This is a genomic window from Bacteroidota bacterium (genome assembly GCA_016706255.1).
Taxonomy (GTDB): Bacteria; Bacteroidota; Bacteroidia; order Chitinophagales; family BACL12; genus UBA7236.
The window spans coordinates 1-22,244 of the sequence record JADJJZ010000019.1; the positions used below are offsets into that span (position 1 = coordinate 1).

The 22,244-nt window shown below is 36.0% G+C and carries 31 protein-coding genes and 1 pseudogene; 18 read left to right on the forward strand and 14 right to left on the reverse strand.

Translation table 11 applies throughout. The annotated features are described in order from the left end of the window. Positions 1-125 precede the first annotated feature (125 nt). From IPI65_16505 to IPI65_16515, 3 genes are all read left to right on the forward strand, one after another. Positions 126-323: a hypothetical protein gene (locus tag IPI65_16505; protein MBK7443048.1), complete on the forward strand. Its 198-nt coding sequence runs from the start codon at positions 126-128 to the stop codon at positions 321-323. Further along, on the forward strand, positions 314-622 hold the full coding sequence (locus tag IPI65_16510; GenBank protein ID MBK7443049.1) for a hypothetical protein: 309 nt from the start codon (positions 314-316) through the stop codon (positions 620-622). The genes IPI65_16505 and IPI65_16510 overlap by 10 nt, the downstream gene beginning before the upstream one ends. 274 nt (positions 623-896) lie before the next feature. Then, positions 897-1,286 carry a hypothetical protein gene (locus IPI65_16515; protein MBK7443050.1) on the forward strand — a complete coding sequence of 130 codons (390 nt, stop codon included), beginning with the start codon at positions 897-899 and terminating at the stop codon, positions 1,284-1,286. A gap of 42 nt (positions 1,287-1,328) precedes the next feature. On the opposite strand, the gene IPI65_16520 is transcribed toward IPI65_16515, so the two are convergent. The 3 genes and pseudogenes from IPI65_16520 to IPI65_16530 all read right to left on the reverse strand — a co-directional run bounded on the left by IPI65_16520 (position 1,329) and on the right by IPI65_16530 (position 3,006). Then, positions 1,329-1,586: a hypothetical protein gene (locus tag IPI65_16520; GenBank protein MBK7443051.1), complete on the reverse strand. Its 258-nt coding sequence runs from the start codon at positions 1,584-1,586 to the stop codon at positions 1,329-1,331. A gap of 425 nt (positions 1,587-2,011) precedes the next feature. Further along, positions 2,012-2,385: pseudogene (locus IPI65_16525) on the reverse strand (hypothetical protein). Positions 2,386-2,439: 54 nt separating this feature from the next. Beyond that, positions 2,440-3,006, reverse strand: coding sequence for an aspartate-semialdehyde dehydrogenase (locus IPI65_16530; GenBank protein MBK7443052.1), 567 nt, complete (start codon positions 3,004-3,006; stop codon positions 2,440-2,442). 109 nt (positions 3,007-3,115) lie between these two features. Between IPI65_16530 and IPI65_16535 the strand changes: the two genes are divergently transcribed. From IPI65_16535 to IPI65_16570, 8 genes are all read left to right on the forward strand, one after another. Further along, positions 3,116-3,553 carry a hypothetical protein gene (locus IPI65_16535; protein MBK7443053.1) on the forward strand — a complete coding sequence of 146 codons (438 nt, stop codon included), beginning with the start codon at positions 3,116-3,118 and terminating at the stop codon, positions 3,551-3,553. Beyond that, complete coding sequence (locus IPI65_16540) at positions 3,550-3,891, forward strand: hypothetical protein (GenBank protein MBK7443054.1); 342 nt, start codon at positions 3,550-3,552, stop codon at positions 3,889-3,891. Before IPI65_16535 ends, IPI65_16540 begins: the two co-directional genes overlap by 4 nt. 425 nt (positions 3,892-4,316) lie before the next feature. Further along, on the forward strand, positions 4,317-4,706 hold the full coding sequence (locus tag IPI65_16545; protein ID MBK7443055.1) for an SEC-C domain-containing protein: 390 nt from the start codon (positions 4,317-4,319) through the stop codon (positions 4,704-4,706). A 2-nt stretch (positions 4,707-4,708) separates the two neighbouring features. Continuing rightward, complete coding sequence (locus IPI65_16550; GenBank protein MBK7443056.1) at positions 4,709-5,803, forward strand: hypothetical protein; 1,095 nt, start codon at positions 4,709-4,711, stop codon at positions 5,801-5,803. 99 nt (positions 5,804-5,902) lie between these two features. Continuing rightward, on the forward strand, positions 5,903-6,304 hold the full coding sequence (locus IPI65_16555) for a hypothetical protein (protein ID MBK7443057.1): 402 nt from the start codon (positions 5,903-5,905) through the stop codon (positions 6,302-6,304). A 17-nt stretch (positions 6,305-6,321) separates the two neighbouring features. Next, entirely contained in the window at positions 6,322-6,684 is a 363-nt protein-coding gene (locus IPI65_16560) for a hypothetical protein (protein ID MBK7443058.1), read from the forward strand. Between the two features lie 32 nt (positions 6,685-6,716). Further along, positions 6,717-7,235, forward strand: a complete 519-nt coding sequence (locus IPI65_16565) for a lamin tail domain-containing protein (GenBank protein ID MBK7443059.1) — start codon at positions 6,717-6,719, stop codon at positions 7,233-7,235. Beyond that, positions 7,232-8,500: a hypothetical protein gene (locus IPI65_16570; protein MBK7443060.1), complete on the forward strand. Its 1,269-nt coding sequence runs from the start codon at positions 7,232-7,234 to the stop codon at positions 8,498-8,500. The genes IPI65_16565 and IPI65_16570 overlap by 4 nt, the downstream gene beginning before the upstream one ends. Here the strand turns inward: IPI65_16570 and IPI65_16575 are convergent, their stop codons facing one another. Next, positions 8,501-9,691 carry a TlpA family protein disulfide reductase gene (locus IPI65_16575; protein ID MBK7443061.1) on the reverse strand — a complete coding sequence of 397 codons (1,191 nt, stop codon included), beginning with the start codon at positions 9,689-9,691 and terminating at the stop codon, positions 8,501-8,503. Between the two features lie 293 nt (positions 9,692-9,984). On the opposite strand from IPI65_16575, the gene IPI65_16580 reads away from it, so the two are divergent. The 3 genes from IPI65_16580 (at position 9,985) to IPI65_16590 (ending at position 12,156) form a co-directional block, all read left to right on the forward strand. Continuing rightward, positions 9,985-10,413 (forward strand): hypothetical protein, encoded by a 429-nt coding sequence (locus tag IPI65_16580; protein ID MBK7443062.1) that lies wholly within the window; start codon positions 9,985-9,987, stop codon positions 10,411-10,413. A gap of 328 nt (positions 10,414-10,741) precedes the next feature. Continuing rightward, a complete protein-coding gene (locus tag IPI65_16585; protein ID MBK7443063.1) occupies positions 10,742-11,623 on the forward strand; it encodes an NAD-dependent epimerase/dehydratase family protein in 882 nt (293 codons plus the stop codon). 14 nt (positions 11,624-11,637) lie between these two features. Beyond that, positions 11,638-12,156 carry an SDR family NAD(P)-dependent oxidoreductase gene (locus IPI65_16590; GenBank protein ID MBK7443064.1) on the forward strand — a complete coding sequence of 173 codons (519 nt, stop codon included), beginning with the start codon at positions 11,638-11,640 and terminating at the stop codon, positions 12,154-12,156. A 347-nt stretch (positions 12,157-12,503) separates the two neighbouring features. Here IPI65_16590 and IPI65_16595 read toward each other — a convergent pair whose 3' ends face one another. The 10 genes from IPI65_16595 to IPI65_16640 form a co-directional block, all read right to left on the reverse strand. Next, positions 12,504-13,709, reverse strand: coding sequence for a hypothetical protein (locus tag IPI65_16595; GenBank protein MBK7443065.1), 1,206 nt, complete (start codon positions 13,707-13,709; stop codon positions 12,504-12,506). A gap of 102 nt (positions 13,710-13,811) precedes the next feature. Continuing rightward, positions 13,812-14,138: a hypothetical protein gene (locus IPI65_16600; protein MBK7443066.1), complete on the reverse strand. Its 327-nt coding sequence runs from the start codon at positions 14,136-14,138 to the stop codon at positions 13,812-13,814. Next, positions 14,116-14,397, reverse strand: a complete 282-nt coding sequence (locus IPI65_16605; GenBank protein MBK7443067.1) for a hypothetical protein — start codon at positions 14,395-14,397, stop codon at positions 14,116-14,118. Before IPI65_16605 ends, IPI65_16600 begins: the two co-directional genes overlap by 23 nt. A gap of 163 nt (positions 14,398-14,560) precedes the next feature. Beyond that, complete coding sequence (locus tag IPI65_16610) at positions 14,561-16,435, reverse strand: hypothetical protein (protein ID MBK7443068.1); 1,875 nt, start codon at positions 16,433-16,435, stop codon at positions 14,561-14,563. 62 nt (positions 16,436-16,497) lie between these two features. Beyond that, the gene (locus IPI65_16615) at positions 16,498-16,857 is read right to left on the reverse strand and encodes a hypothetical protein (protein MBK7443069.1); all 360 of its coding nucleotides are present in this window, start codon (positions 16,855-16,857) and stop codon (positions 16,498-16,500) included. A gap of 20 nt (positions 16,858-16,877) precedes the next feature. Continuing rightward, positions 16,878-17,372 (reverse strand): hypothetical protein, encoded by a 495-nt coding sequence (locus tag IPI65_16620; protein MBK7443070.1) that lies wholly within the window; start codon positions 17,370-17,372, stop codon positions 16,878-16,880. A 257-nt stretch (positions 17,373-17,629) separates the two neighbouring features. Then, complete coding sequence (locus IPI65_16625; GenBank protein ID MBK7443071.1) at positions 17,630-17,998, reverse strand: hypothetical protein; 369 nt, start codon at positions 17,996-17,998, stop codon at positions 17,630-17,632. A 6-nt stretch (positions 17,999-18,004) separates the two neighbouring features. Further along, positions 18,005-18,184: a hypothetical protein gene (locus tag IPI65_16630; protein MBK7443072.1), complete on the reverse strand. Its 180-nt coding sequence runs from the start codon at positions 18,182-18,184 to the stop codon at positions 18,005-18,007. Positions 18,185-18,734: 550 nt separating this feature from the next. After that, entirely contained in the window at positions 18,735-19,205 is a 471-nt protein-coding gene (locus tag IPI65_16635) for a hypothetical protein (protein MBK7443073.1), read from the reverse strand. Beyond that, entirely contained in the window at positions 19,193-19,498 is a 306-nt protein-coding gene (locus tag IPI65_16640) for a hypothetical protein (GenBank protein MBK7443074.1), read from the reverse strand. The genes IPI65_16635 and IPI65_16640 overlap by 13 nt, the downstream gene beginning before the upstream one ends. Positions 19,499-20,335: 837 nt before the next feature. Between IPI65_16640 and IPI65_16645 the strand changes: the two genes are divergently transcribed. From IPI65_16645 to IPI65_16660, 4 genes are all read left to right on the forward strand, one after another. Beyond that, a complete protein-coding gene (locus IPI65_16645) occupies positions 20,336-20,626 on the forward strand; it encodes a hypothetical protein (GenBank protein MBK7443075.1) in 291 nt (96 codons plus the stop codon). 268 nt (positions 20,627-20,894) lie between these two features. Continuing rightward, positions 20,895-21,077, forward strand: a complete 183-nt coding sequence (locus IPI65_16650) for a hypothetical protein (protein ID MBK7443076.1) — start codon at positions 20,895-20,897, stop codon at positions 21,075-21,077. Next, entirely contained in the window at positions 21,078-21,272 is a 195-nt protein-coding gene (locus IPI65_16655) for a UvrD-helicase domain-containing protein (protein ID MBK7443077.1), read from the forward strand. Continuing rightward, positions 21,259-21,552 carry a hypothetical protein gene (locus tag IPI65_16660; GenBank protein MBK7443078.1) on the forward strand — a complete coding sequence of 98 codons (294 nt, stop codon included), beginning with the start codon at positions 21,259-21,261 and terminating at the stop codon, positions 21,550-21,552. The genes IPI65_16655 and IPI65_16660 overlap by 14 nt, the downstream gene beginning before the upstream one ends. Positions 21,553-22,244: the final 692 nt, after the last annotated feature.

Consider the following 22,244-nt stretch of genomic DNA (forward strand, 5'->3'; position numbering starts at 1 on the left):
AAGCATTTTGGGCTTCAGTGCGACCGGAAGAACTAAATAAATGAACACGGTGTTTACCAAATGGTGGACAGTCTGCAAACATCAAAGTTTTAACACCATAGTTGATGTATATAATACATTAATGTATGGCTATTGGAATTTGGGATATGTGCGCATCGGCCCGTTTAAATATGGTGAGTAGCGATGAGGTGGAAGGATTGCGATTAAGACTTGATGTTAAAACAGGTGATTTAATCAGCAAACGCATTGCTTTAGGCGGTTACCTGGCTTATGGTATAAAGATAATGCATTTAAATACGGTGGCGATTTTAGTGTGGTATTAAATAAAAAGCCATGGCAACAATTTAAATTTTCGTACGAAAACGACCTTGATGTAAGCAGCAACGAAGGTGTTACGTTTGGAGAGGATAATATTTTGTCGGGATTATATCGCAGAAGAGATACACCGCAAAAAATAATTGACCACGAAAAATTCAGAGCACATTATGAAAAAGACTGGATTTGGGGAATATCGAACTCCATTACTTTCACGAGTGTGAAAATGCATCCGTTGTTTGATATTTATTATTACAATCGAAAGATTCGTTGGTTACAGATATTAATAATGCGGAACTTGATTTAGGATTTCCGTTTGCCTATCGCGAAAAGTTTTTTATTCGATAATTACCGACGTTATAGTTTAGGCACTAGTATCCTGTTTTTACATTTCATTATAAAATGGGTATTCCCGATTTTGGTGGCAGCGATTTTAATTATAAATCTATTGAATTAACACTTGAAGATTATTTTTTACTAGGCAGTTTTGGCTCCACCACCTATTCGATAAAAGGGGAAAAGATTTGGCACCTTACCAACGTTATTGCTGGAAAGTCCGCCCGGAAACGAAACCTATTTTTATGAATCACGGTAATTTTAACCTGATGAATGAATATGAATTTGTGATGGATAATTATGCAGAATTATTTTTAACACATAGTTTTCATGGCTTTTTCCTGAATAAAATTCCGCTGATACAAAAATTAAAATTGCGCGAGGTAGCAACATTTAAAATGGTATATGGCACATTAAGTGAAAGCAACCGCATTGCAAACGATTATTTAAAAAACACCGAACCATTTTACATCGGCAACACTGCTCCTTCTCCAAACCCATACATGGAAGCCGGCATTGGTGTAGAAAATATTTTCAAATTAATTCGAGTAGATGCTATTTGGCGATTAACCTACCGCAACAATCCCCTCGCCCCAAATTTTGGCATTCGCGTTGGTGTGAGTTTAGATATTTGATTTTATTCGAATCAATATTTTAACGCTATAAAAAAAATGATTTTATAAACCCGCAACTACATTAATCGGCTCACCTAAATATTTAGGATTAGTTTTTAAAATATAACAATCTAAAAATGCACTTACTCTTGCAGGATATTCTCTTAATTGCGCTTTATTGGAGATGTAGGGATCTTTTGCGGCGTAACCCGTTACAGTGATATCATTTGCTTTTGCAATGTAAATAGCGCGGGCACAATGCCAATCCTGAGAAACAACAATAAAATTATTTAATCCAAAAACTTTATTAGCACGTATCATACTGTCGAATGCGGAAGACGGCGTAATCTAAAACTATATCGTTTGGATTTACGCCTTTTTCTACCAGCGCATCAAACATTTCGCAAGGTTCGTTGTAAAGTAGTACCATTGTCGCCACTCACTAAAATTTTTTTCACTTTTTGTTGAGATATAATTCTGCAGCGGCATTGATACGATAGGTGAAATAATTATTTTCATATCCATTTTGCAGCCATCGCGAAGTGCCTAAAACAACAGCGACATCGTTTGCAGGATTTATTTACATCACGAAATATTTTTCCTTCTGAAGCATTATTTACAGAGCGATTAATTAATAAAATAATTAAACCGCCGTTAAACAACCAACAAAACCGATGATAAATAATTTTTGAATAGTTTTTCAATGTGGGAAATGTTTTATCTATAACGTAAATCTAAAAACAAAATTATACCAATTTATGAGCCACCAAATATTGTGCAATTTGCAAAGCATTTGTAGCGGCGCTTTTCGTTATTATCGGCTACAATCCAGCAATTGAGGGTTTTGGGCTGGGTATAATCGCGGCGAATGCGGCCAACAAACACGTCATCTTTACCTTCGGCATCCAAAGGCATTGGGTACAGAATTTGCCAAAATCATCCTGCACAACAACACCTTCCGTTTCTGTTAAAAGTTGATTGATTGTTTCTAAATCAAATTCATTTTCAAATTCAACATTTACGCTTTCGCGTCCCCGGCTTACCGGAACACGAACGGTTGTTGCCGAAACCTGAATATGATTATCGCGCAATATTTTTGTGTTTCAAAATGCATTTTCATTTCTTCCTTGCTAAAACCATTTTAAAAAACACATCCACCTGAGGAATAACATTTTTATCTATTTGATGCGGATAAGCAGGAGTTTTCTGCAACGCGACAATTGCTGCTGCGTTCGGTATGTAATTGCATGATACCTTTAGCGCCACTTCCCGATACCGACTGGTAAGTTGAAACTACAATGCGTTTGATGGTATATTTTTTATGTAATAAACTCAGCGCCAATACCATTTGAATGGTAGAACAATTTGGGTTGGCGATAATTTTACTATTGTAATCAGCAATTGCATCACCATTTATTTCGGGTACGATGAGCGCACATTTTTCGTTCATACGCCATGCGCTGGAATTATCAATTACCCAACAACCGATTGCCTCAAATTTTGGTGCCCAGTCGAGGCTCGTTTGTCCGCCGGCCGAAAACAGCGCTATTTGCGGGTTTCTGGCGATTGCCTGTTCCATGCTCACCACCTCAACATCCTCACCGCGAAACTTAACCTTTTTGCCAACAGAACGTTCAGTAGCCACCGCAATAAGCTCGGTAACCGGAAAATTTCTTTCTTCTAAAACGCGACGCATCATCTGGCCAACAAGTCCCGTAGCGCCAACAACGGCAATTCTCATGATTATTTTTTTGCAAAGGTAAGGGATGGTGAGGAATGGGGGTAGTTAATTGAAACCCATTTTAATAAAAATTAAAATTAGGAATGACCTTTTTATATAACTTTACCATATGCCAAAAAAGAAATATAAACTGCCAACCGAAACCATAACGCTCACCGATGATTTTATTGAATATGATGCTTGTTATGCTATTTCGCCCAATGAACGTGAAATTATTAACGATTTGTTTGCCGAAATGCAGATCCATGATATAAAAACAACAACATTAAAAAACCTGGTTAAAACGTATCCGGAAAATGTCGTGTTTAAAAGTTTGCTAGCAACAAACTATTTGTCTGAAAATAAAGATTTATTAGCTTATAATCTAGCGACAGAGGTGTTAGATAAATATCCTGATTTTTTGATGGCGAAACAAACCTTAAGCACATATTTTGCAAAGCAAAACAACTATGAATCGATTGATAATTTATTCAAGGGTTTGTTAGTTGCAGTATATTGTTACCAGAACGAAAAACGATTACTTATTTCGAATATCTTATTTATGTGATGGAAGCTGTTGATTTTGGTTTCGCAGATGAAAACATTGAGTTTGTAGAAGAAATCGCCGACACCTTAAGAGAAATTAAACCGTTGAACTATGCATATGAACAAATATTGCTTCAACTGGATCGAGATGAAATAGAAGCTGAATTTGATGACGATATTGTGGAAGGGGATATTTTTCAAATTGAAACTGATATCGATATTCCGGGAAGCTTTGATGCAACAGCACCTGAATTTGAAAACCCTGAAGTTTTATTGTTTTATAAAAAAAGTTTGAACCGGATAGCCAGGAAATCAGAAAGTTTTTATTATTACCAAGGGAATCTTTTATCCGCGACTTGATTAAAATTCTGCATGATCTTGAAAATAGGTTTCTGTATTTTGAAACAAAACAATATAAAGGTGGAAAGGGATGTTCAATCATGTATGCAATTTTATTGAAGCACTTTCGAAGCTGAAGAAGCCATACCCGATATATTACTTTTTTTAAAAAACAATGAAATATTTTTATCCAACTGGGTTTTTCCAAACCAGTTTTCTGATTTGTGGTCGGTACTCACAATAGCCGGAAAAAACAAATGTGATGATTATGTAGCATTTTTGTTTGAACCTGGATTAGAGCCCGCATCAAAGGTTGTAGTTTTAAGTGCTTTATTTCAAATTCAATTGCATTATCCTCAAAATATAAAGCAGTAGTTGACGCATATTTAACTATTTTAGATAGAATTAATAATCAACCTTTACAGCCAAATGTATTTAACGATTTCTTGTTAAATACAATTTGTGAGGATGCACTCGAGCAACAATATTCGCCATTAACTGAGGCCGTACAACAATTTTACAACGACCCTCGGTTTAATCCGATATTTGAGTTGCCGTTTAAAAACATGTTAGAGTACGCGATTGAGGAGGCTAATAGAGATAATTCATTCGACAAAAAAAATATCTATATAAAATATGGAGATTTCCCCGAACATAAGAATAAATTTAATTGGATGAATGCGTTTGAGGAGAATAAAACCCCGGTGCTTCCGAAACCCGAAGCTAGTGAACAGTCACCATTTAAAAATATCAGCCGTAATGCAAAATGCCCTTGCGGAAGCGGGAAAAAATTTAAACATTGTCACGGCAAATTTCCGGATATCACAAGCAACTAAATATGAAAAAAATTCAGCTTATTATTGGTATTTTTTTATTGCACATTAGTGGGTATACCCAAAACATTGTAAATAATATCTCCATCCCTAAAACCACATCCTGGTTTATGATTGGAGAGGTGCATCTGGATAATGTACAACAAGCCAAAACGGCTGAAGAAACTGCTTATATCAATAAAATACTTGCTACGGAACATATTTATAGAAAAATCCTTATAGACAGTTTCCGGGTGAATCATTTTGTAATGGAATCGTCAGTAAGTCTTGAATACTTTTTTAATAAATATATGCAAACCGGCAACGAAATGTGGATAGATTTATTTAATAATAATGAATATCAGCAAGGTAAGCTACGTTCAATTGCAGAGTTAAATAAACAAAGTAAAAACATACGCGTTTCATGTATTGATTATAATTTAAAAAAATATTATGTTAATGCAATACAAAGTTTGTTTTGTATTACTTTTTATGAACCATTTGCAAAACAATTCGAAGCGGCTGCAAAATTGAATAACGAAATGGTTATTTATGATAACCCCGAACTGGCACAGAAATTATTAGACACATCCGCATATTTCCAGAATGAATTGAAACCGTTTTTTCAATTAATTATTGATTGGTATAAAACACATCCTGAGGAAGTGGCTAACGAATTGTTTACCATTTTTCAGGTTATGCAACAAAATGATAATACTCAGTTGTTGCTTGAAAAATATTATGGCGACCTTTATCCTTATTTTGCGCGACTGAGTATTGCTTATGTTGAGGGTTATAATGGTAACACAGATTTAATGAAAGGTTTGTATGAACGTGAACAATCCATGTTCTGGCAATTGCAGGCATTGGAGTTGTTATATCCATTCGACAGGTTTTGTTTACAAATGGGAGCTGCCCATGTTTTGCCGAATACTGATTTTGATGTAATCAGACAAAAAATTGAAAAGGAGTTAAAGCAACAACCGTTTTGTTTTTATATAATTCCGGAGCATAAAATTGATTTTTTTTCAACCTATTTTATAAATCTCAAAACAGCAAACACAAATTTATTTCCATGGCAACAATTTAGTGTTAATGAGGCAGGGGTAATTGTTAAATAAACGTTTGAAATTTGGGTTTAAAGAAAATTAGTTTGCATTACAAAAAACCGTCTTTAGCGTGTTTTAAAAAAAATCCGTATTTTTCAGTCCTATTTTATCATGAAAAGCATATTGACAGCCGTTTTTTTATTTGTCTGCGCATGTACGGCACAGGCACAATTTGTCGAAAATTTCGATGATGGTGATTTACTTGGATGGACAGGAACCGATACCGACTATGTTGTAAACGCTTCAACGCAGCTACAATTAAATGGCGATTGTGACCTTGGTGGAACCGGTTACCTCACATTTCCGGTTGCAACAATGGATTCTGCTGTGTGGACTTTTTTTGTGGATCTTGATTTTGACCCCTCCAGCACGAACCATACACGCGTGTATTTACAAAGTAATACACCTGTTTTAAGTGGAGATATTTATGGCTATTTTGTGCGGATTGGGGAAGATGGATTTCAGACAGAGTTGAACTGTGGCGTTCTAATGGAGCCAGCGCCAGTATTGTAATTGAGGGAAGCTCAGATATGTCGGTTTCGCCTACAGCAGGTGTTAAAGTAGTGCGGACAAATGATGCGGAATGGCAATTGTATGTTGACCCAATCGGTGGAACAGATTATGTTTTGGAAGGCAGTGCGGTTGATGATGAATATAATGGCGGAAATTATTTTGGCATCTGGTCAAAATATACTTCAACACGTTGCGATAAATTTTATTACGACAATATTACCATCGACCCGATTTATGTAGATAACAGCGCACCGGAAATTGTTTCATTAACTGTAATTTCTTCCACGCAGTTAGAAATTGTTTTTAATGAACAGGTTGAATTAATTTCATCGGAAACAGAAACGAATTATGTAATTGACAACGGCGTGGAAGTCCAATAGATGCAACAAGAGGTGTTACAGATTTTTCAAAAGTGCTGCTCACTTTTTTGTCATCCTTCCCTGAGGGTATTAATTTAACATTAACAATTAATGAAGTTGCTGATAATGTTGGCAACGCTACAGATAATTTAACTACCAATTTTTCAGTTTACACGGCATCAGAATATGATGAATTAATTACAGAAATTTTTGCAGATATAGAGCCACAAAACGGCTTGCCACTAGGTGAATACGTTGAATTATATAATAACACAGATGTAGATATCGATTTAAGCGGATTTGTGATGAAGGATGCAACAACCGAAAGTGATGCATTTTCAACATATATTTTAACAGCAGGAACTTATGTTGTTCTTGTTGATGCTGATGTTGCTGATTTGTTTACGGCATACCCGAATGTATTAGGTATTACTTCATTTCCTTCATTAAATAATGATGGTGATGATTTGCAATTATATAGTCCTGAAGCAATTAAAATTCATACTGCTTATTACACGCTCGACTGGTACGATAGCGCTGTAAAAGAAGACGGGGCTGGAGTTTGGAGATGATAGATACGAATAATCCTTGTCAGGAAGATGATAACTGGACCGCATCTACGAATGCTACCGGTGGAACTCCGGGCGCACAAAATTCGGTGATAGCCGACAATCCGGATGAAACACCACCGGCTTTGCTGGAAGCTTATCCATTAGCAATTGATACTGTTATTGCAACTTTTGATGAAGCATTAATTGCAGCAGGTTTGGGAGCAGAAGATTTTGTAATTAATGGTAACGATGGCAGTGAGTATATTCCGACACAAATAATATTTGATGTTGCAAATCCATTTATTGTTGGTGTTGTTTTAGCGTCGCCTTTAAATAATGGTGTTGTGTATACCTTAAAGGTTACTAATGCAAGCGATTGCAGTGGTAATTTAATTAATGCATTTAATACAGCTCAATTCGGATTACCTGAACCGGCATTAGCGAATGATGTTGTAATTAATGAAATTTTATTTAATCCCGTTTCTGAAAGTGTTGATTATGTTGAAATTTACAATCGCTCCAATAAAATAATTGAATTGTCAACGCTGATTATTGCTGAAATGGATTTATTTGATACCACTTCGGTAAATGAATATGCAAATATCAGTGCAATAGGACGGTTATTATTTCCCGGTGCTTATTTATGTATTTCTTCTAATAGTGAAAATGTAGTACAACAATATTTAGCAATTGATACCGGCAATTTTATTGATGCATCGGATATGCCAAATTACAGCGATAATGAAGGTATAGTTGCGATATTGGATTTGGCTTTAAATGAAATTGACAGATTACATTTTTATGATGACTGGCATTATGCATTATTATCTGACCAAAATGGTGTTTCACTCGAAAGGGTAAATTACGACTACACCACGCAAGACCAAAACAACTGGCATAGCGCGGCGGCAGATGTACATTATGGTACTCCGGGATATCAAAACTCTGTATTTGGCAATTATACCTCAGCCGGTTCCGTTGATGTGGAATACCCTGTATTTTCGCCTGATGGAGACGGGTATCACGATTTGCTGGTAGTTACCTATAATACCGAAGAAGCGGGTTTTACCGGCAACTTTAAAATATATTCTGCTCAGGGAAAATTTGTGAAAGAACTGGCCAATAATTTCACCTTAAGCCGCGAAGGTTTTTTAACCTGGGATGGCGTTAATGATGCAGGCGAAGAAATTGCTTCAGGTATTTATATTATTTATGCTGAATTATTTGATCTTAATGGCAATACAAAAGCATATAAAGTGAAATGTACTTTGGTTAGGAAACAGTAATTATTGTATCGTAATAAATTCTTTTACAGCCATTTCTTTTTCGAATTTAATTCCCGTTAATTCAAACAACTGCTTTTCCATTTCTTCAATTGTAGCAACATTTTTATAAGTAAATGAATATTTTCCCATGTCATTACCATTATAACTAAAAAATGTTTTATATTTTTTTTCGAGAAGATAAGCAATTTGCTCGAGCGACAATCGGGTAATAACAACACTGTCGCCAATAATTTGAACCATGCCGCCACCTTCAATTGGTTCGAGATAGTGATTTAACTTTTTTGTATCTGCAACTTTTAATTCATATAAATTGATTTCCTTTTTTTCTGTAGCAATAGAAAAATTGAACATCAATCCTAAATCCGATTTAATTTTTTCTGAAACCACTTTATACGTCATAGCCGGGTTTTGGCTTTTTGCGATGAGGTCGATATAAATGGTATCTAATTTTTCTACAGTATTATTAAATTGTAATGCAGGTAAATTGAGCATGTCCTGAAGTAATTCACTAACCGTAACTGCACGATATTCAATATTAATGGCACTATCAACGCGGGGACCTTTTTGTGAAACCACAAAATAATCATCCGGATCAACACTATAGCCGAGTTGATATAACATTAAGTTGTTTGACTGTTTAGGCGCTTGGTTTGTTTTATAATATTTTCCTGCAAAAGCACCGGTTGCAATTTGAGGGTTAATGGAATTGTTGAGTAAATAATCATCAATTACCGGCTCAAGATTTTTGCTATCTCCAACCCATAGAAGTACACCATTTGGAGCTATTAAACAGGTGAGTGGTCGTGCATCAATTTCAAATAAGGTGAAAACCGATTTATTGTTATCTATAAAATAATCAAAAGCATAATTATTGTTTTTGATAAAATTATTTACCCGATCCGGTTTTTCATCGCTTAAGGCAATTATCTGAATACGATTTTCATATTTGGAAGTTATTTCATTTAAATGTGGAAATGCGGCAATACATGGTCCGCACCAGGTTGCCCAAAAATCGATTACCAAGGGTTTGCTTGATTGCAAATCACTTTTATTCAGAGCAGTGAGTTGGTAATTTTCAAGATGTAAGGTATCGCCAATTTTAATGTGGTTCGGTTGCCCAACACATAAACTTGTTATTGAAAACAAAATAATCAGGAAATAGATATGTCGAGGAGTATTTATTGCAATCATGCTGCAAATGTATTGTTTTGAAAAAAGTTTGTCGGGAGTGGAACACAAATTTTAGATTACTATGACAGTGAATATACCCGCTAATGCACTTCATGAGGGTAAAAAAAGGGTTCGAATTACGGATTCTCGCAAAAAAGGACTAAAAAACCGCCAAAATGAGGCATTTTTTGCAACAAATGGCTGCCAACTGCCAATCAATTGTAATTAACGATAAACCCCATTTCTCATTTGGGACTAACCCGTTGTATTGAGCATCTGTTAAGCAGCACCTTTGAATCACTAAACAAAACATTATGAAAAACTTATTATTAGTATTACCGGCAATTATCCTTTTTTACGCAAACACATTTGCTCAAACATCTTCAAACGAAGTAACCCCTGCTGATCAGTATCAACGAGCCATAACCATTCAGCCATTTTCTCCGGTTACCGGCTCACTCAAATTTAATTACAATCAGGTTTTACAAAAAAATGTTACACTCGATCTTGGGGTTGGTTTAATAGGCCCTAATGTGAGTGACGACTTTATTAATAACAAGGGTGTTTCATTAAAAGCAGGTGCGAAATTATATTTCAATCCGGATTATTATTCAGACGGATTAAAAAAATACAGTGATTTTCAGGGAGGATACTTTGAGCCTGAATTAGCTGTTGTATATTTTATCGCTCCTTCCGAATATGAACAAGGAAAGATGCTTATGCAGGTACTGCATTATTATTAAATGTAGGCAAACAAAAAGTAGTAGGTAAAAGAGTATTACTTGACTATTGGATTGGTGCCGGTTATGGTGTTAATATTTTTGAAGAAGGTTATAGCGGCGATTTCAAACATGAATATTTAAAATTTGATGAACTCGGAATAGCATTAACCTGTGGTTTTTCAGTTGGTATACTTACCAATTAACATTTGAAAATATCCCTAATTATTCTCACACCAGGAGATGAATAAATCATTCATCTCCACAACACAAATACTTATGAAAATTCTAATCACAGGAGCTGATGGCTTACTGGGCAGTAATTTAAGATGACTGTTAATTAACCAGGGCCATACTATCAGAGTGTTTTTTACAAACAACTTCAAAATCAAAAACATTACAAGGCCTCGATATCGAAAAATATTACGGCGATATACTTGTTGTTGATTCTATAATGACAGCAATGCGGGGCTGCGATATTGTTATTCATGCGGCAGCTAACACTTGCGTTTGGCCCGCAAAATCAAGCTTTATTCGTAAAATAAATACTACAGGAACCGAAAATATGATAACGGTTGCAAAGGCTTGTAATATAAAACGATTCATTTATGTGGGTACAGCAAGTTCAATTAAATCGGCATCGGCAAATAATCAGACAAAAATGTTGGATTATATTGATTCTAAAACAAGAGCTCTTAATCTTGTATTACAAGCAGCCGAAACAAATGCATTAGACGCACTTGCAATTTTACCTACATACATGGTCGGCGCTTATGATTCGTTGCCGTCTTCAGGCAAAATGATTTTATCGTTAATAAAAGGACAGTTAAAATTTTGTAGCAAGGGCGGAAAAAATTTCGTGTATGTAAACGATGTAGCAAATGCAATCTCCAACGCAATTGCCATCGGTATAAAAGGCAAATATTATATCGCAGGTAATCAGAATTTAACCTATCAGGAATTTTTACAAAAGGTTGCAGCAATTTCCGGTAAACCCGCTAACATTTCTCCGCTACCGGATTTTTTTGTTAAAACAATTGGTGCAGCTGGCAGCTTATATGGTGCAATATTTAAAAAAGCACCACTGCTGAGTTTAGAAATGGCTCAAATAGGATGTGAAAAATATTATTACAACAGCAACGATGCGGTTAAACAATTACTGATGCCGCAAACACCTATCGATAAAGCTATTTCAGATTGCGTTCAATGGTTTAAACAGGAAGGTTATTGTTGAAAAAATTTATAACTATGAATTGGGAAAAAAAAGTAGTGATTATAACCGGTTCCAGCATGGGAATTGGAAAATCGATAGCAGAGCATTTATTACAAAAAGGCGCATTCGTAATATTAAATGCCACTAACGCCGAACGCCTGGAGTCAACCCGAAACGAACTCATCAAATTTGAAAAAAATATTACATTAATTGCGGGCGATGTTGCTGATACCGATGATTGCAGAACAATAATTAATACCACCATTTGTCTGCATGGGAAAATAGACGTATTAATAAACAATGCCGGCATTTCTTCAGAAGGTTCGCTTAAAGCAACCGACCCGGCAGTTTTTAAAAGAATAGTTGAGGTAAATTTAATCGGTGCAGCAACCATCACACATTTTGCGTTGCCGCATATCATTAAATCAAAAGGTTCAATTTTATTTATTGGAAGCGTTGCGGGATTGCACGGTATAGGTAATCACTCAGCATATTGTTGTTCAAAAATGGCCTTATCGGCTTTAAGTACAATCGCTGCGTATAGAACTTGCTGAAACTGATACATGTTGCAATCGCTTATCTTGGGTTTACTGAAAACAGCAAAGAAAAAACAATTTTAAATGCTTCGGGAAATAGGATACCCCAACCGTCAAGAAAAAATATCAAGCAGATGCCTTTACCTGTTGTGTCGAATAAACTGATAAAGATGCTGGAACAAAAAAAGCAAAAAATGATTTTTTCCGGATTGGGAAAATGGATGTATGTTATTAATAAAATAACACCACTGTTTCTGCACTCAATTTATATGTGGATATATACAAAGCGGGAACAAAAAGTAGAATTGCATTGACAACAAATAAAAAGGCGCATTAAGATTATTACTTAATGCGCTTTTATTTTTTTATTTCACCTGAACCCGAATACCTTCGCTATGGCTGGTGAACTCAGGAGCATACATACATTGAATTGTAGTAATACCATTACTGAAATTACCACTATGTGCAACACGTAAGGGATACTCAAATACATAGGTTCCTTTATTTAAATAAGCGATAAAGAAATTAGTAGCGGCATCGCCGGTTGCTTCGTAATAACCAAGTCCGTCTTGCCATTTGTATTGACTCATTACATTTACAGGTTCAAACCCACTGGCGCGCATGTCTTTCATGTGCACATATTCCATATTTCTGTCAACACGAATTTCAATTCTTACTTTAATTAAATCACCAACATGTAATTCCACGTTGTCGGTTAACGGTTTAATTACCGGTCCGCTCGCGGTATTTTGTTGCAGAAACAATTGTTTTTTAATCTGCAGGTTATTGTCTGATGCTGTTACTTTATCAATATCTTCAAAATATTGCCAGTACATGGCACCATAACTCAAGGTGTTTTTAGCAGGTGGTGTTACCGATACTTTTCCGTAATCAGATTGGACTGCATCTCCCAACCAGTTTGTTTTAAAATAACCGGTTCCGGCTTCAACACTTTCGGGCTTAACCAATAATTTACCAACTGTAATAATAGCCAGTTCTTTATTACTCAATAAATTATCTCCCCTTAATAATAAAGCATAACAAGCTTCGGCAGTGGCACGTGTTGTTTTCCAGTCTGTGGTTTGTTTCTGGCGCAATAACCAAACTTGCAATGCCTGCACGGATGTTTCATCTTTAGCAACTTCTCCAAATACCTCTATCATTAATGCCTGAGTTTCAACAGGAGCCTGATACCAGTAATATCCGGAAATGTTTTCTTTCCAATACATGCCCATCTCTTCACTATTCAAACTAAATTCTTTAATTGATTTAACAGCGGAATTTGCAGTTGCAGTTTCGTTGTTGCGATTCATTAATAAGGCAATCATTCCTTTTTCATACAAACTGTATTTATTCCAGAATTTTTTCACCTGACCAAGGAAATACATTTTTGCTTCCTGTTGTTCTTTATTTAACGCAACACGATTTTCAGGGAAATAACTGATTGCATATAAATATTGTAGTAAGGTATTACCCGGAACATAATTCACTTTATCTACTTTATATTTATCGAGATTGCGATAATCTTCTTCCATACGATTATTGCAATACACCAATGCTTTATCAAGCATACCATTCAATTTATCGTTATTGTTGGCATCTTCAATTCCTAATTGTTTTAGATGTGCCAGTCCGGTAACAATATATTGTGTGATATAACGGTCATCCTCATATCATTTAAACCATGGCCAACCGCCATTAGGTAATTGCATTTGTTCCAATTTGTTTAATGCAGACTGTAATTCATTATTCATTCTGTTCATATCAAACAAAAGGGCAACACGTTTTTTGCGTTCGGTCTCATCTTGTGCCTGCAATACCCATGGTGTTTCTTCCAACAATAATTGTTTTAATTCCTGATTTTTTTCAAGATTGGAAGTAAGCGATGCAGGATTATTTTTCCATGAATCAAATACACGTTTTATTTCAGGATCTGAATTTGCGATATGGTAAGCAATACTGTTTGAATAATATCTGCTAAACACTTGTTCTGCATTCATAAGGATATTCCATCATATACGGCAGGGCCTGAACAGCATACCAAGCAGGGTTTGAGGTATATTCAAGGGTCAAACTTTGATTGCGGATGGTGGATGATTTTCCTGAGTTAATTAATTTATCAAAAGAAAATACTTTCGACTGATTACCTCTAACCCAAAGCGGCATTGCTTCGGTAACTAAAATGCGATTACTTAAAACCGGCAATGCATTTTCTTCACCATCGGTAAATGTTCCTGATGCGGCTTTTACTTTATACACGATAGCGTCATAACCTTCAGGAATTTTTAATTTCAGCTCACCGCGGCGCTACCTTTTGCGGCAGTTGTGAATTCTACTACCGGAATTGTATTTGCAAATGCTGCATCAATTGGCTGCATCGTTAATGCATCCAAATAATTCGAGACTTGCTTTTCCGCTTAAACTATTTTCCGGTGAGGTTCGACACTTTTGCTGTAAATACCAACTCATCACCTTCTCTTAAAAAGCGCGGCGCATTTGGTTGAATCATTAATTCTTTTTGCGTAATTACCTTATCGAATAATTGTGCGCTTTGCAAATCTTTAGTGTGTGCAAATGCCATAAAATTCCAGGTTGTAAGGGCTTCAGGCATTGTGAATGTAAATGCAATATTACCCTCGGCATCGGTTGTAAGGTGGGGATAAAAGAATGCGGTTTCATTTAAATTTGTTCTGGTAGCAACCTGATCAAGCGGTGGCGCAACCGGAGGCATTTGTTGGACTTTATCCTCTAATTTTAATTGAGTGTCTAAACCTAATCCGAATTCTTCATTAGAAGTCTTATTTTTTGCTACTTTACCATCTCCGAGCGACTCGGTCATAGCAGCCATAACCGGCATATCTGCGCGACTACCTTTAATACTCAGGTCACCATCATAATAATCATAATATCTGCCACCCCAATATAAACCAAACCAGTTGAGTGCATCGTAAGAAAATCCTACATAACTTCCTGTTCTCCACCATTCGTTATCGGTATAAACAAAACCCCGACTGTTTTCGAATGTTGCGCCCGACCAGTAGCGATAATTATAAAATCCGGGCCAGCTAATCGTATTCCAGTAATGACCGGTAAAAGCATCGAGTGAGGCATCATGCATGTTTGCCAATAATTCTGCGGCAATTTTTTCGCCGTTGTTTCCTGAAATTTTTATTTTCCAGGTTTCGGTTGCGCCGGGCTGCAACTTATCGCGATGTGTTTCTAATTCTACTTTTAGGTTTTTATTATCCCAAGGCACATTAATAAAATATTGCTGATTAAAAAAGCGGCCATCTTTAATAAAACAAATTTGTGCAGATAAACCACCGCGGTCGGCTTCAGTTATCGGGATTTCGATATCCATCATGCTGGAGTTGCTGCCGCGATTGCCCATATCAGGAAGGGTAATCCATTTGCGAGCGCTGGTTCCATCGGCGCGACTAATTTCTAATAAGGCGGTAACATTTTTTGCACTGCTACCAATATTGATTATGGCATTTTCGCCTGGCTGATAATTTTTACTTACGGTAGTGGTAAAATTATATTCAGGTGTTACACTATAATTACCTTCATTTAAAATACTCAGGTATTTAACTACTTTAATTATTTCACCACTTTTATCTACAGTGCTGATTTCCATTTTATAAATACCTTGTTTTAATGCGGCAGTATTTAAAACAACAGAATCGGTTTTTTCGTTGTTCCAGGTTGCTTCTAAAACACTATTGAGCACAGGCCATTTATACATATTATTTTCATCCGCATATAAATCGTTTGGAAATAATTTATTGTATTCGGCTTTGCTCAAAATTTGAACGTCAGGCTGTTGCCAGGTTCTGTCGCGATACAATTTATTAGGTGAATCAATTGCAAAAAGTGAAATTTTACCGCTTGTTGGCAATGGAGAACCATTTAAATTATTGGTTGTAATTTTTACGATTGTATTTTTTCCGGTTGTTGAACTAACGGGAACATCTGCAAATACATTTACTGATGTATATCCTACTGTTACATATGCCTGTGTGCTGCGGGTTTCTCCGGAAACATCGGTAATATCGGCATAAACTGTATAAGAAAACTGTGGTAATAATTTTTTATCTGCATTTAAATCAGCTAAAGCAATAAAATCAATTTTGAAATTACCTTCAGCATCGGTATAAGCAACACCATTGGTAATTTCCACATCAGCACTCATTGGTGCGGTTTCCACCACCTGTCGTAATTGTAATAATAATACGGATAAAAGTATTTCTAACCACCCGATAAGCCACTTTCGCGTTATCGATATTTGCGCCGGCATAAGAAACAGCTTTTCCTGTTACGGAAATACTATCACCCAAAACATAATTACCGGTTACGGGGTTAGGTACCTACTGAAAACGTAGGGCGTTTATATTCTTCAACAGAAAAATAAACAGAACCCGATTCACTTTGAATACGCATTTGCCCGGTAAGCCCGGAAGCTGGCGCGGTAAAGGTTCCGCTAAATGAGCCGTACTGGTTTGTGGTTAAATCGAGACTTGCAATTTTTTGTGCATTAACATCATAAAATGTAACAGTGGATTTCTGATTTTCCATTACATTTTGTGTTTTGCCATCAGCACTGCGCTCAACTAAAATACCTTTAAAATAAATAGTTTGTCCCGGGCGATAAATGGCGCGGTCGGTAAAGAAATAGGTATTTTGTGTGGTGTTATTATTTGATTTGTATTGTTTGGAGATGTAATAATTATTATCAGCATCTAAAAAATCGTTACCTTTTTAATACTGAAATTAAAATAATAATAATCAGCAACAAGTGGGTCATTAACGGAAAACAAACCATTATTATCTGTTGTATATTTTTTAATTCTATAGTTGTAATCGCGTTTGTTATAATCATAGTCTTTGCGATATGTTTGAATGGTTGCTCCTGAAATTGGTTTACCTGTTGTGCGGTCCAATACATAAAAATCTTTATTAGGTGCATTGTTATAATCATTTCCTGAAGCAATATAACTGAGGTTGCTTATCCATATTTCCTGAGCAACTAATTTATTTGATGTGCTTACGAATTTCGCATTTTCGCTGGCAATTAAATAATAACTTCCCAGTGGTAACGCATCAATTTTTACTTCGGTAAAATGTTGTTGATAGTCGCCATCAACGGGCAGTGGTTGATTCCAGCTTTTAACCACCGGAAATTTTTCGAGCTCGGCAAATTTAACATCGTATTCCATAGCTTCAACACGACTCATGTCTTCGGAGCTGATTTTTACCAATTTAAAAAACAGGGTGTCGATGTTTTTGAAACTCTCACACCTGCGCGGAATGGTTTATCCGGAACATTTACGCGTTCAGCAGTAATGGTATATTCTTTTTGTTGGATGGTTATTTTTAAAGCAGCACAATTTTTTGCACCTATGCTGTTTGGAAAAGCGGCAATGGCAGCGTTGCAAATGTCGATGGCAATTTTGTTCTCCCATTTATTTTCATCGCCGGCGAGGGTTGATAATTAATGCGCTTTGCTGTAATGTTCAGTTGCAATTAAATAACTAATTTGTGTTGAGCTGCTGTCTTTGCGATATAATTTTCTTCTGCTATTAATGCACTTAAATAAAGACTGTCGGTATTCAGATTTACGGCATTGTTTTTTAGCAAATGCCAAACGTTTAATATCTAAATCGACTAAAGCTGCGGGTTGCGGGTCATATATATGTGCAATAGTTAAATCCTGTAAAATGCGCAACGCCAATAATTTTTTCGATGCATTATTATCACCACTAAATTCGTACCCTGCGAACGCTTTATTGCTGCCAAAGATAACCGGATTGTCCATTTTAAACGAATAAGCCGGCTCGGTTATATACACTTCATCGTTCATTAAAAATCAAATTGTGCGGTGTGCGAGAAAATCGTAAACGGTTGGGCGCAACATTTTTCCGTAAGCATCACCCTCAATTAAAATGGCGCTGTATTTATTAATTTTACTTTTTTTTAATTCTTCACGATTTTGAATAGAAGCAACATATAAATCGTATGTTTTTGGTGTAAAGATTTTATATCCCATGCTGATATCGTCATTTTTAAAATCGACAGTTGTGCTACGGTTTGAAAATTTCCAGCGATTATTTTGATAATAACTCCAATAAATTTCGCCAACAGATTTTGGAAAATACTTTTAGTAACACCGGTAGCCAATTCTGTTTCCGTGCAAAAGGTTAATGGCTTTCACCTGTGCATCTTCCTGCACCATGTTGATGTACTTTAGCTTCATAAATAACGGCTTTAATTAATTGCTCGTCGTTTTTATCGGTTTTCGCAAAGGTGTAAATTGTTTCCACTGCTTTAAAGCAGATTCGGGCAGGCCCTGGTTTTCGAGGAGTCTACCACTTTCCATTCGGCATCATAACCCCTGCCAATTGCTGTATTCGGGATTTTTCATAGTTTGAAATGTAATTGCTGAAATCACGGCTCCTGCTAACATTAAAATGGCAACGAGCATTATACATTTTCCGCTTCATAATCAGTGTTGATTTTTCCTAAGTTATACTAAAATGTAAATATTTTTATTGAGATTCAGTTTATTAAAAATTGCATAAGTATGGTAACATTAAATTTCAGGTTTTGAGTTTTGATGCAGCCTTTTTCAGGTAAAGCATCAATACCACATCTATCCAAAAATGTGCATAGTCGCGTAAATACCATATTTTGGCAATAAATAACCAAAACCGGCACTCACTACTAACAAAACTATGCCATAAATAAAAAGCGGTTTGTTTTTGGGGTTGAGATAACCATGTAGTGCTATAAACAACGCAGCGGTCGCAACAATAAATCGGCAAAAAAAATGACGGGTTCCATCCAACGTTTTGAGCTGTAGTAGTATTGTGAGCGGAATAAGTGCAATTATGGCTAAATTGTCCCAATAGCAACCTGGATGGTGATGCTCCTAGCGGATGTATTAATAACTGATAAAATAAACTTTTATGAAAAAAGTACATCAGCCCCAAACCAAGCCCGCCAATACCAAAAAGGGTGACCAGGGCGGCAATTAAAATGTAATATTTTGGATGTTTTATTGAATCCACTTAATTACCGAAGAGCTAAATTGTTTTGATGTGGTAACATGCCCTTCATAAACATCAGAAAGATTAACACCTTGTGTTACTTTTATCACTTTCGGCCAACCGGACTTTTCTTCAACTTCTCCGGTGCCTTTTATGTAAGCACTAAATTTAATATTCACCATTTTTGCGGCTACATCAGCAGGAATTGCACTTTTGTCGATAGCAATATCCACTTTAAAATTAATATAAGCGATGCCATCTTTTCTGTCGGCAAGTGTATAATTATTGGTTAATGTAATTGGTACACCCTGCATTTGTGATGCAGTTACGATTGTCCATTTATCACCAGTTTTAATGGCCGTATCGGATAATTTAAAAAGTAATTTTCAAGATGTTCCGGTTAGTGTTCCTAATAACTGAGCGGCTATCATTGATCAGGAATATTTGTTGACCAACTACTGCTTTCCACTTTAGCAATAATAGCCTCATAACCAAGTATAGCAAGGGCTTCACCGGAGGGGTCCATCAAAATGGTGAGGGGATGTTACGGACAGTCTTCAATTTTACAGTTTAATATCAGCTGATGGGTCGGCAAGTGGTTTTATTATATTGATAATCATTGTTGTTGTATCCGGTTTTATATTTTCGCGTGTATCGACAAGACGAATTCAATTTTATAATTTTCTTTATCCTTAGCAAGGATTTTCAAATTTACTTTCGTATTTTTTGATTTGTAACTAATTTTAAAAGTATCCTGCGATTCATCGGCTCATACTTACGTTACTTTCAACTACATATTTAGTACCGATTTCAGGTTGAAAGCGTAAAATTGATTTTTTCATCAACGTTGGATTTTCAAATTAATAGAAATAGCGGTATCGTTTTTTCGACGGCCAGTGTATCTTTATTTGTTTTATCTTTATCGTCAAACATTTTTTTACAACCGAAAAACAGTTGCCGTTGTAAATAAAATCAACAGTAAATATTTATTATTGTTCGACATTTTTTCCATAATTACATTTGTTTAGCGGCGTTGAGCGGCGGCAAGTGCAAACTGGCAAATAGCATGCAAATTTCAACCAACCATAAGCGTCCCATTCGAAGCGGCATACGAGGGTTAATGCACAACAGCGCAAAAGCCGTTGATAGCATTGAAGGTCGGTATTGGTTGTTGGGTCTGGAACAGGAAAACACACAGATTTTGTATTCGTAATGAGGGAAAATCTGATGGAAACCGATACTTTGCCGATAATATTTTGTGTTTAACCTATACCGATGCAGGCACAATTGCCATGCGCAAGCGTTTGTTAGATTTATTGGGCGGTTATATCGCGTGCATGTTATACGTTTCATGCATTTGTAACGATGTAATTCAGGCGAATCTCGATTATTTCGAAAACGTGAGCTTGAGCCCATTTCGGAGTTGGAGAACGTTAATTTAATTGAGGAAATGTTGCAGGGCTGCCTAGTGATCATCAAATTAAAAAAATTAAAAGGTGATACCAGTTATGATGTAAGTCGCCTGAATAATTTTTAAAATGAGAAACGAAAAGATGAGGATTGGGATGAAAACAGATTAAATACTGCAATGAATCAATATATTGCGGATTTACCCAATCGTGAGGATTATATTTATAAAAAGGAAGTACAAAAACAGGGGTTAAAATTGGTGACATAAAGCAGAAAGATTTACAGGCGGAAATGAATAAAATGGAAAAACCCGCGCTACTGATGATTTTGTATCCTGAATATGTTGCCAGAATGAAGGCCCTTGGCCGATACGATTACAGCGATATGATTTTATGGGTTATCAAAGCATTTAAAGACCCTTCGCCTGCAGGAGGAAAATATGTTGCGCAATTATCCAAGGCGCGGTATTTATATTTTTGGTAGATGAATTTCAAGGATACCAATGGCGCACAAAATAAGTCAGTAAATTTACTGATTAGTTATTGGGATGTTCCAAACGTTTTTGCGGTTGGAGATGACGATCAGAGTATATTTGAATTTCCAGGAGCGCGTGTAAAAAACATCATCGATTTTTATCGCTCTTATGAAAGCGAAATTCAGGTGGTTGTTTTTAACTGAAAATTACCGTTCGCATCAGGCAATTTTAGATGCTTCAAAAAGTATTATTGAGTCAAATAAGGAGCGGCTTATAAACAGGCTGGATGGATTGTCGAAAGTGCTTACTGCGGCGCATCCTGCTCGACAAACATTACATGAACCGCTATTGCTTGAATATCAAAACCTGGCACAGGAACATGCCCGGTGTGCTGAACAAAGTGAAAAAAGACTAATTCAGGATGGTGTTAATCCGGATACCATCGCGGTGTTATATCATAAACATGCACAGGCTGAAAATTAATTAATGTATTTGAAAAACGCGGTTTTACCATATCAGGGTACGCAGAAAAATAAATATTCTTGAATTACCCTTGGTAACGCAAATAATAAACATATTAAAATATCTCGGGATGAAGAAGTCGCAGAAGCCGCATGCGGAGAACATTTATTGTTGAAATTATACGATATCCGTTTTTAGAGATTCGGCATCCATGATATTGCAGCAATTTCTGCATGGATTAGTTCGAAGCGGGATAAAAATTTTTTCTGGCGTTCTGTTTGAAGTGATAGTACGGTTTTAAGTACGATAAAATTGCGGAGTTATCCATCTATTCTTATAAAATTTGAAGCAAATATTACGCATTGGATTGCCGAGACATTTAATCTCACCTTACAAATGTTATTTGAAAAGGTATTAAATGAAAGCAGTTTGTTACAATTTTTATTAAAGGCGAAATAATCGTGTATTTAATCTACAGATATTACTACTTTATTTGACCATATAAAATCGGAAGGGTTGCGTTGCCGCGTATAACGATTAGGCAATACATGGATACGCTGGATCAAATGGAAATGCACGGATTTAAAGATTGAAATACAAAAATCGATTTCAAAACCGGGCGGTGTTAATTTTATTACCACATTTCCAGCGAAGGCTTGAATTTATGTATGTGTTTTTAATCAGTATGAATAGCGACAAGTGGGAAAAGCGCG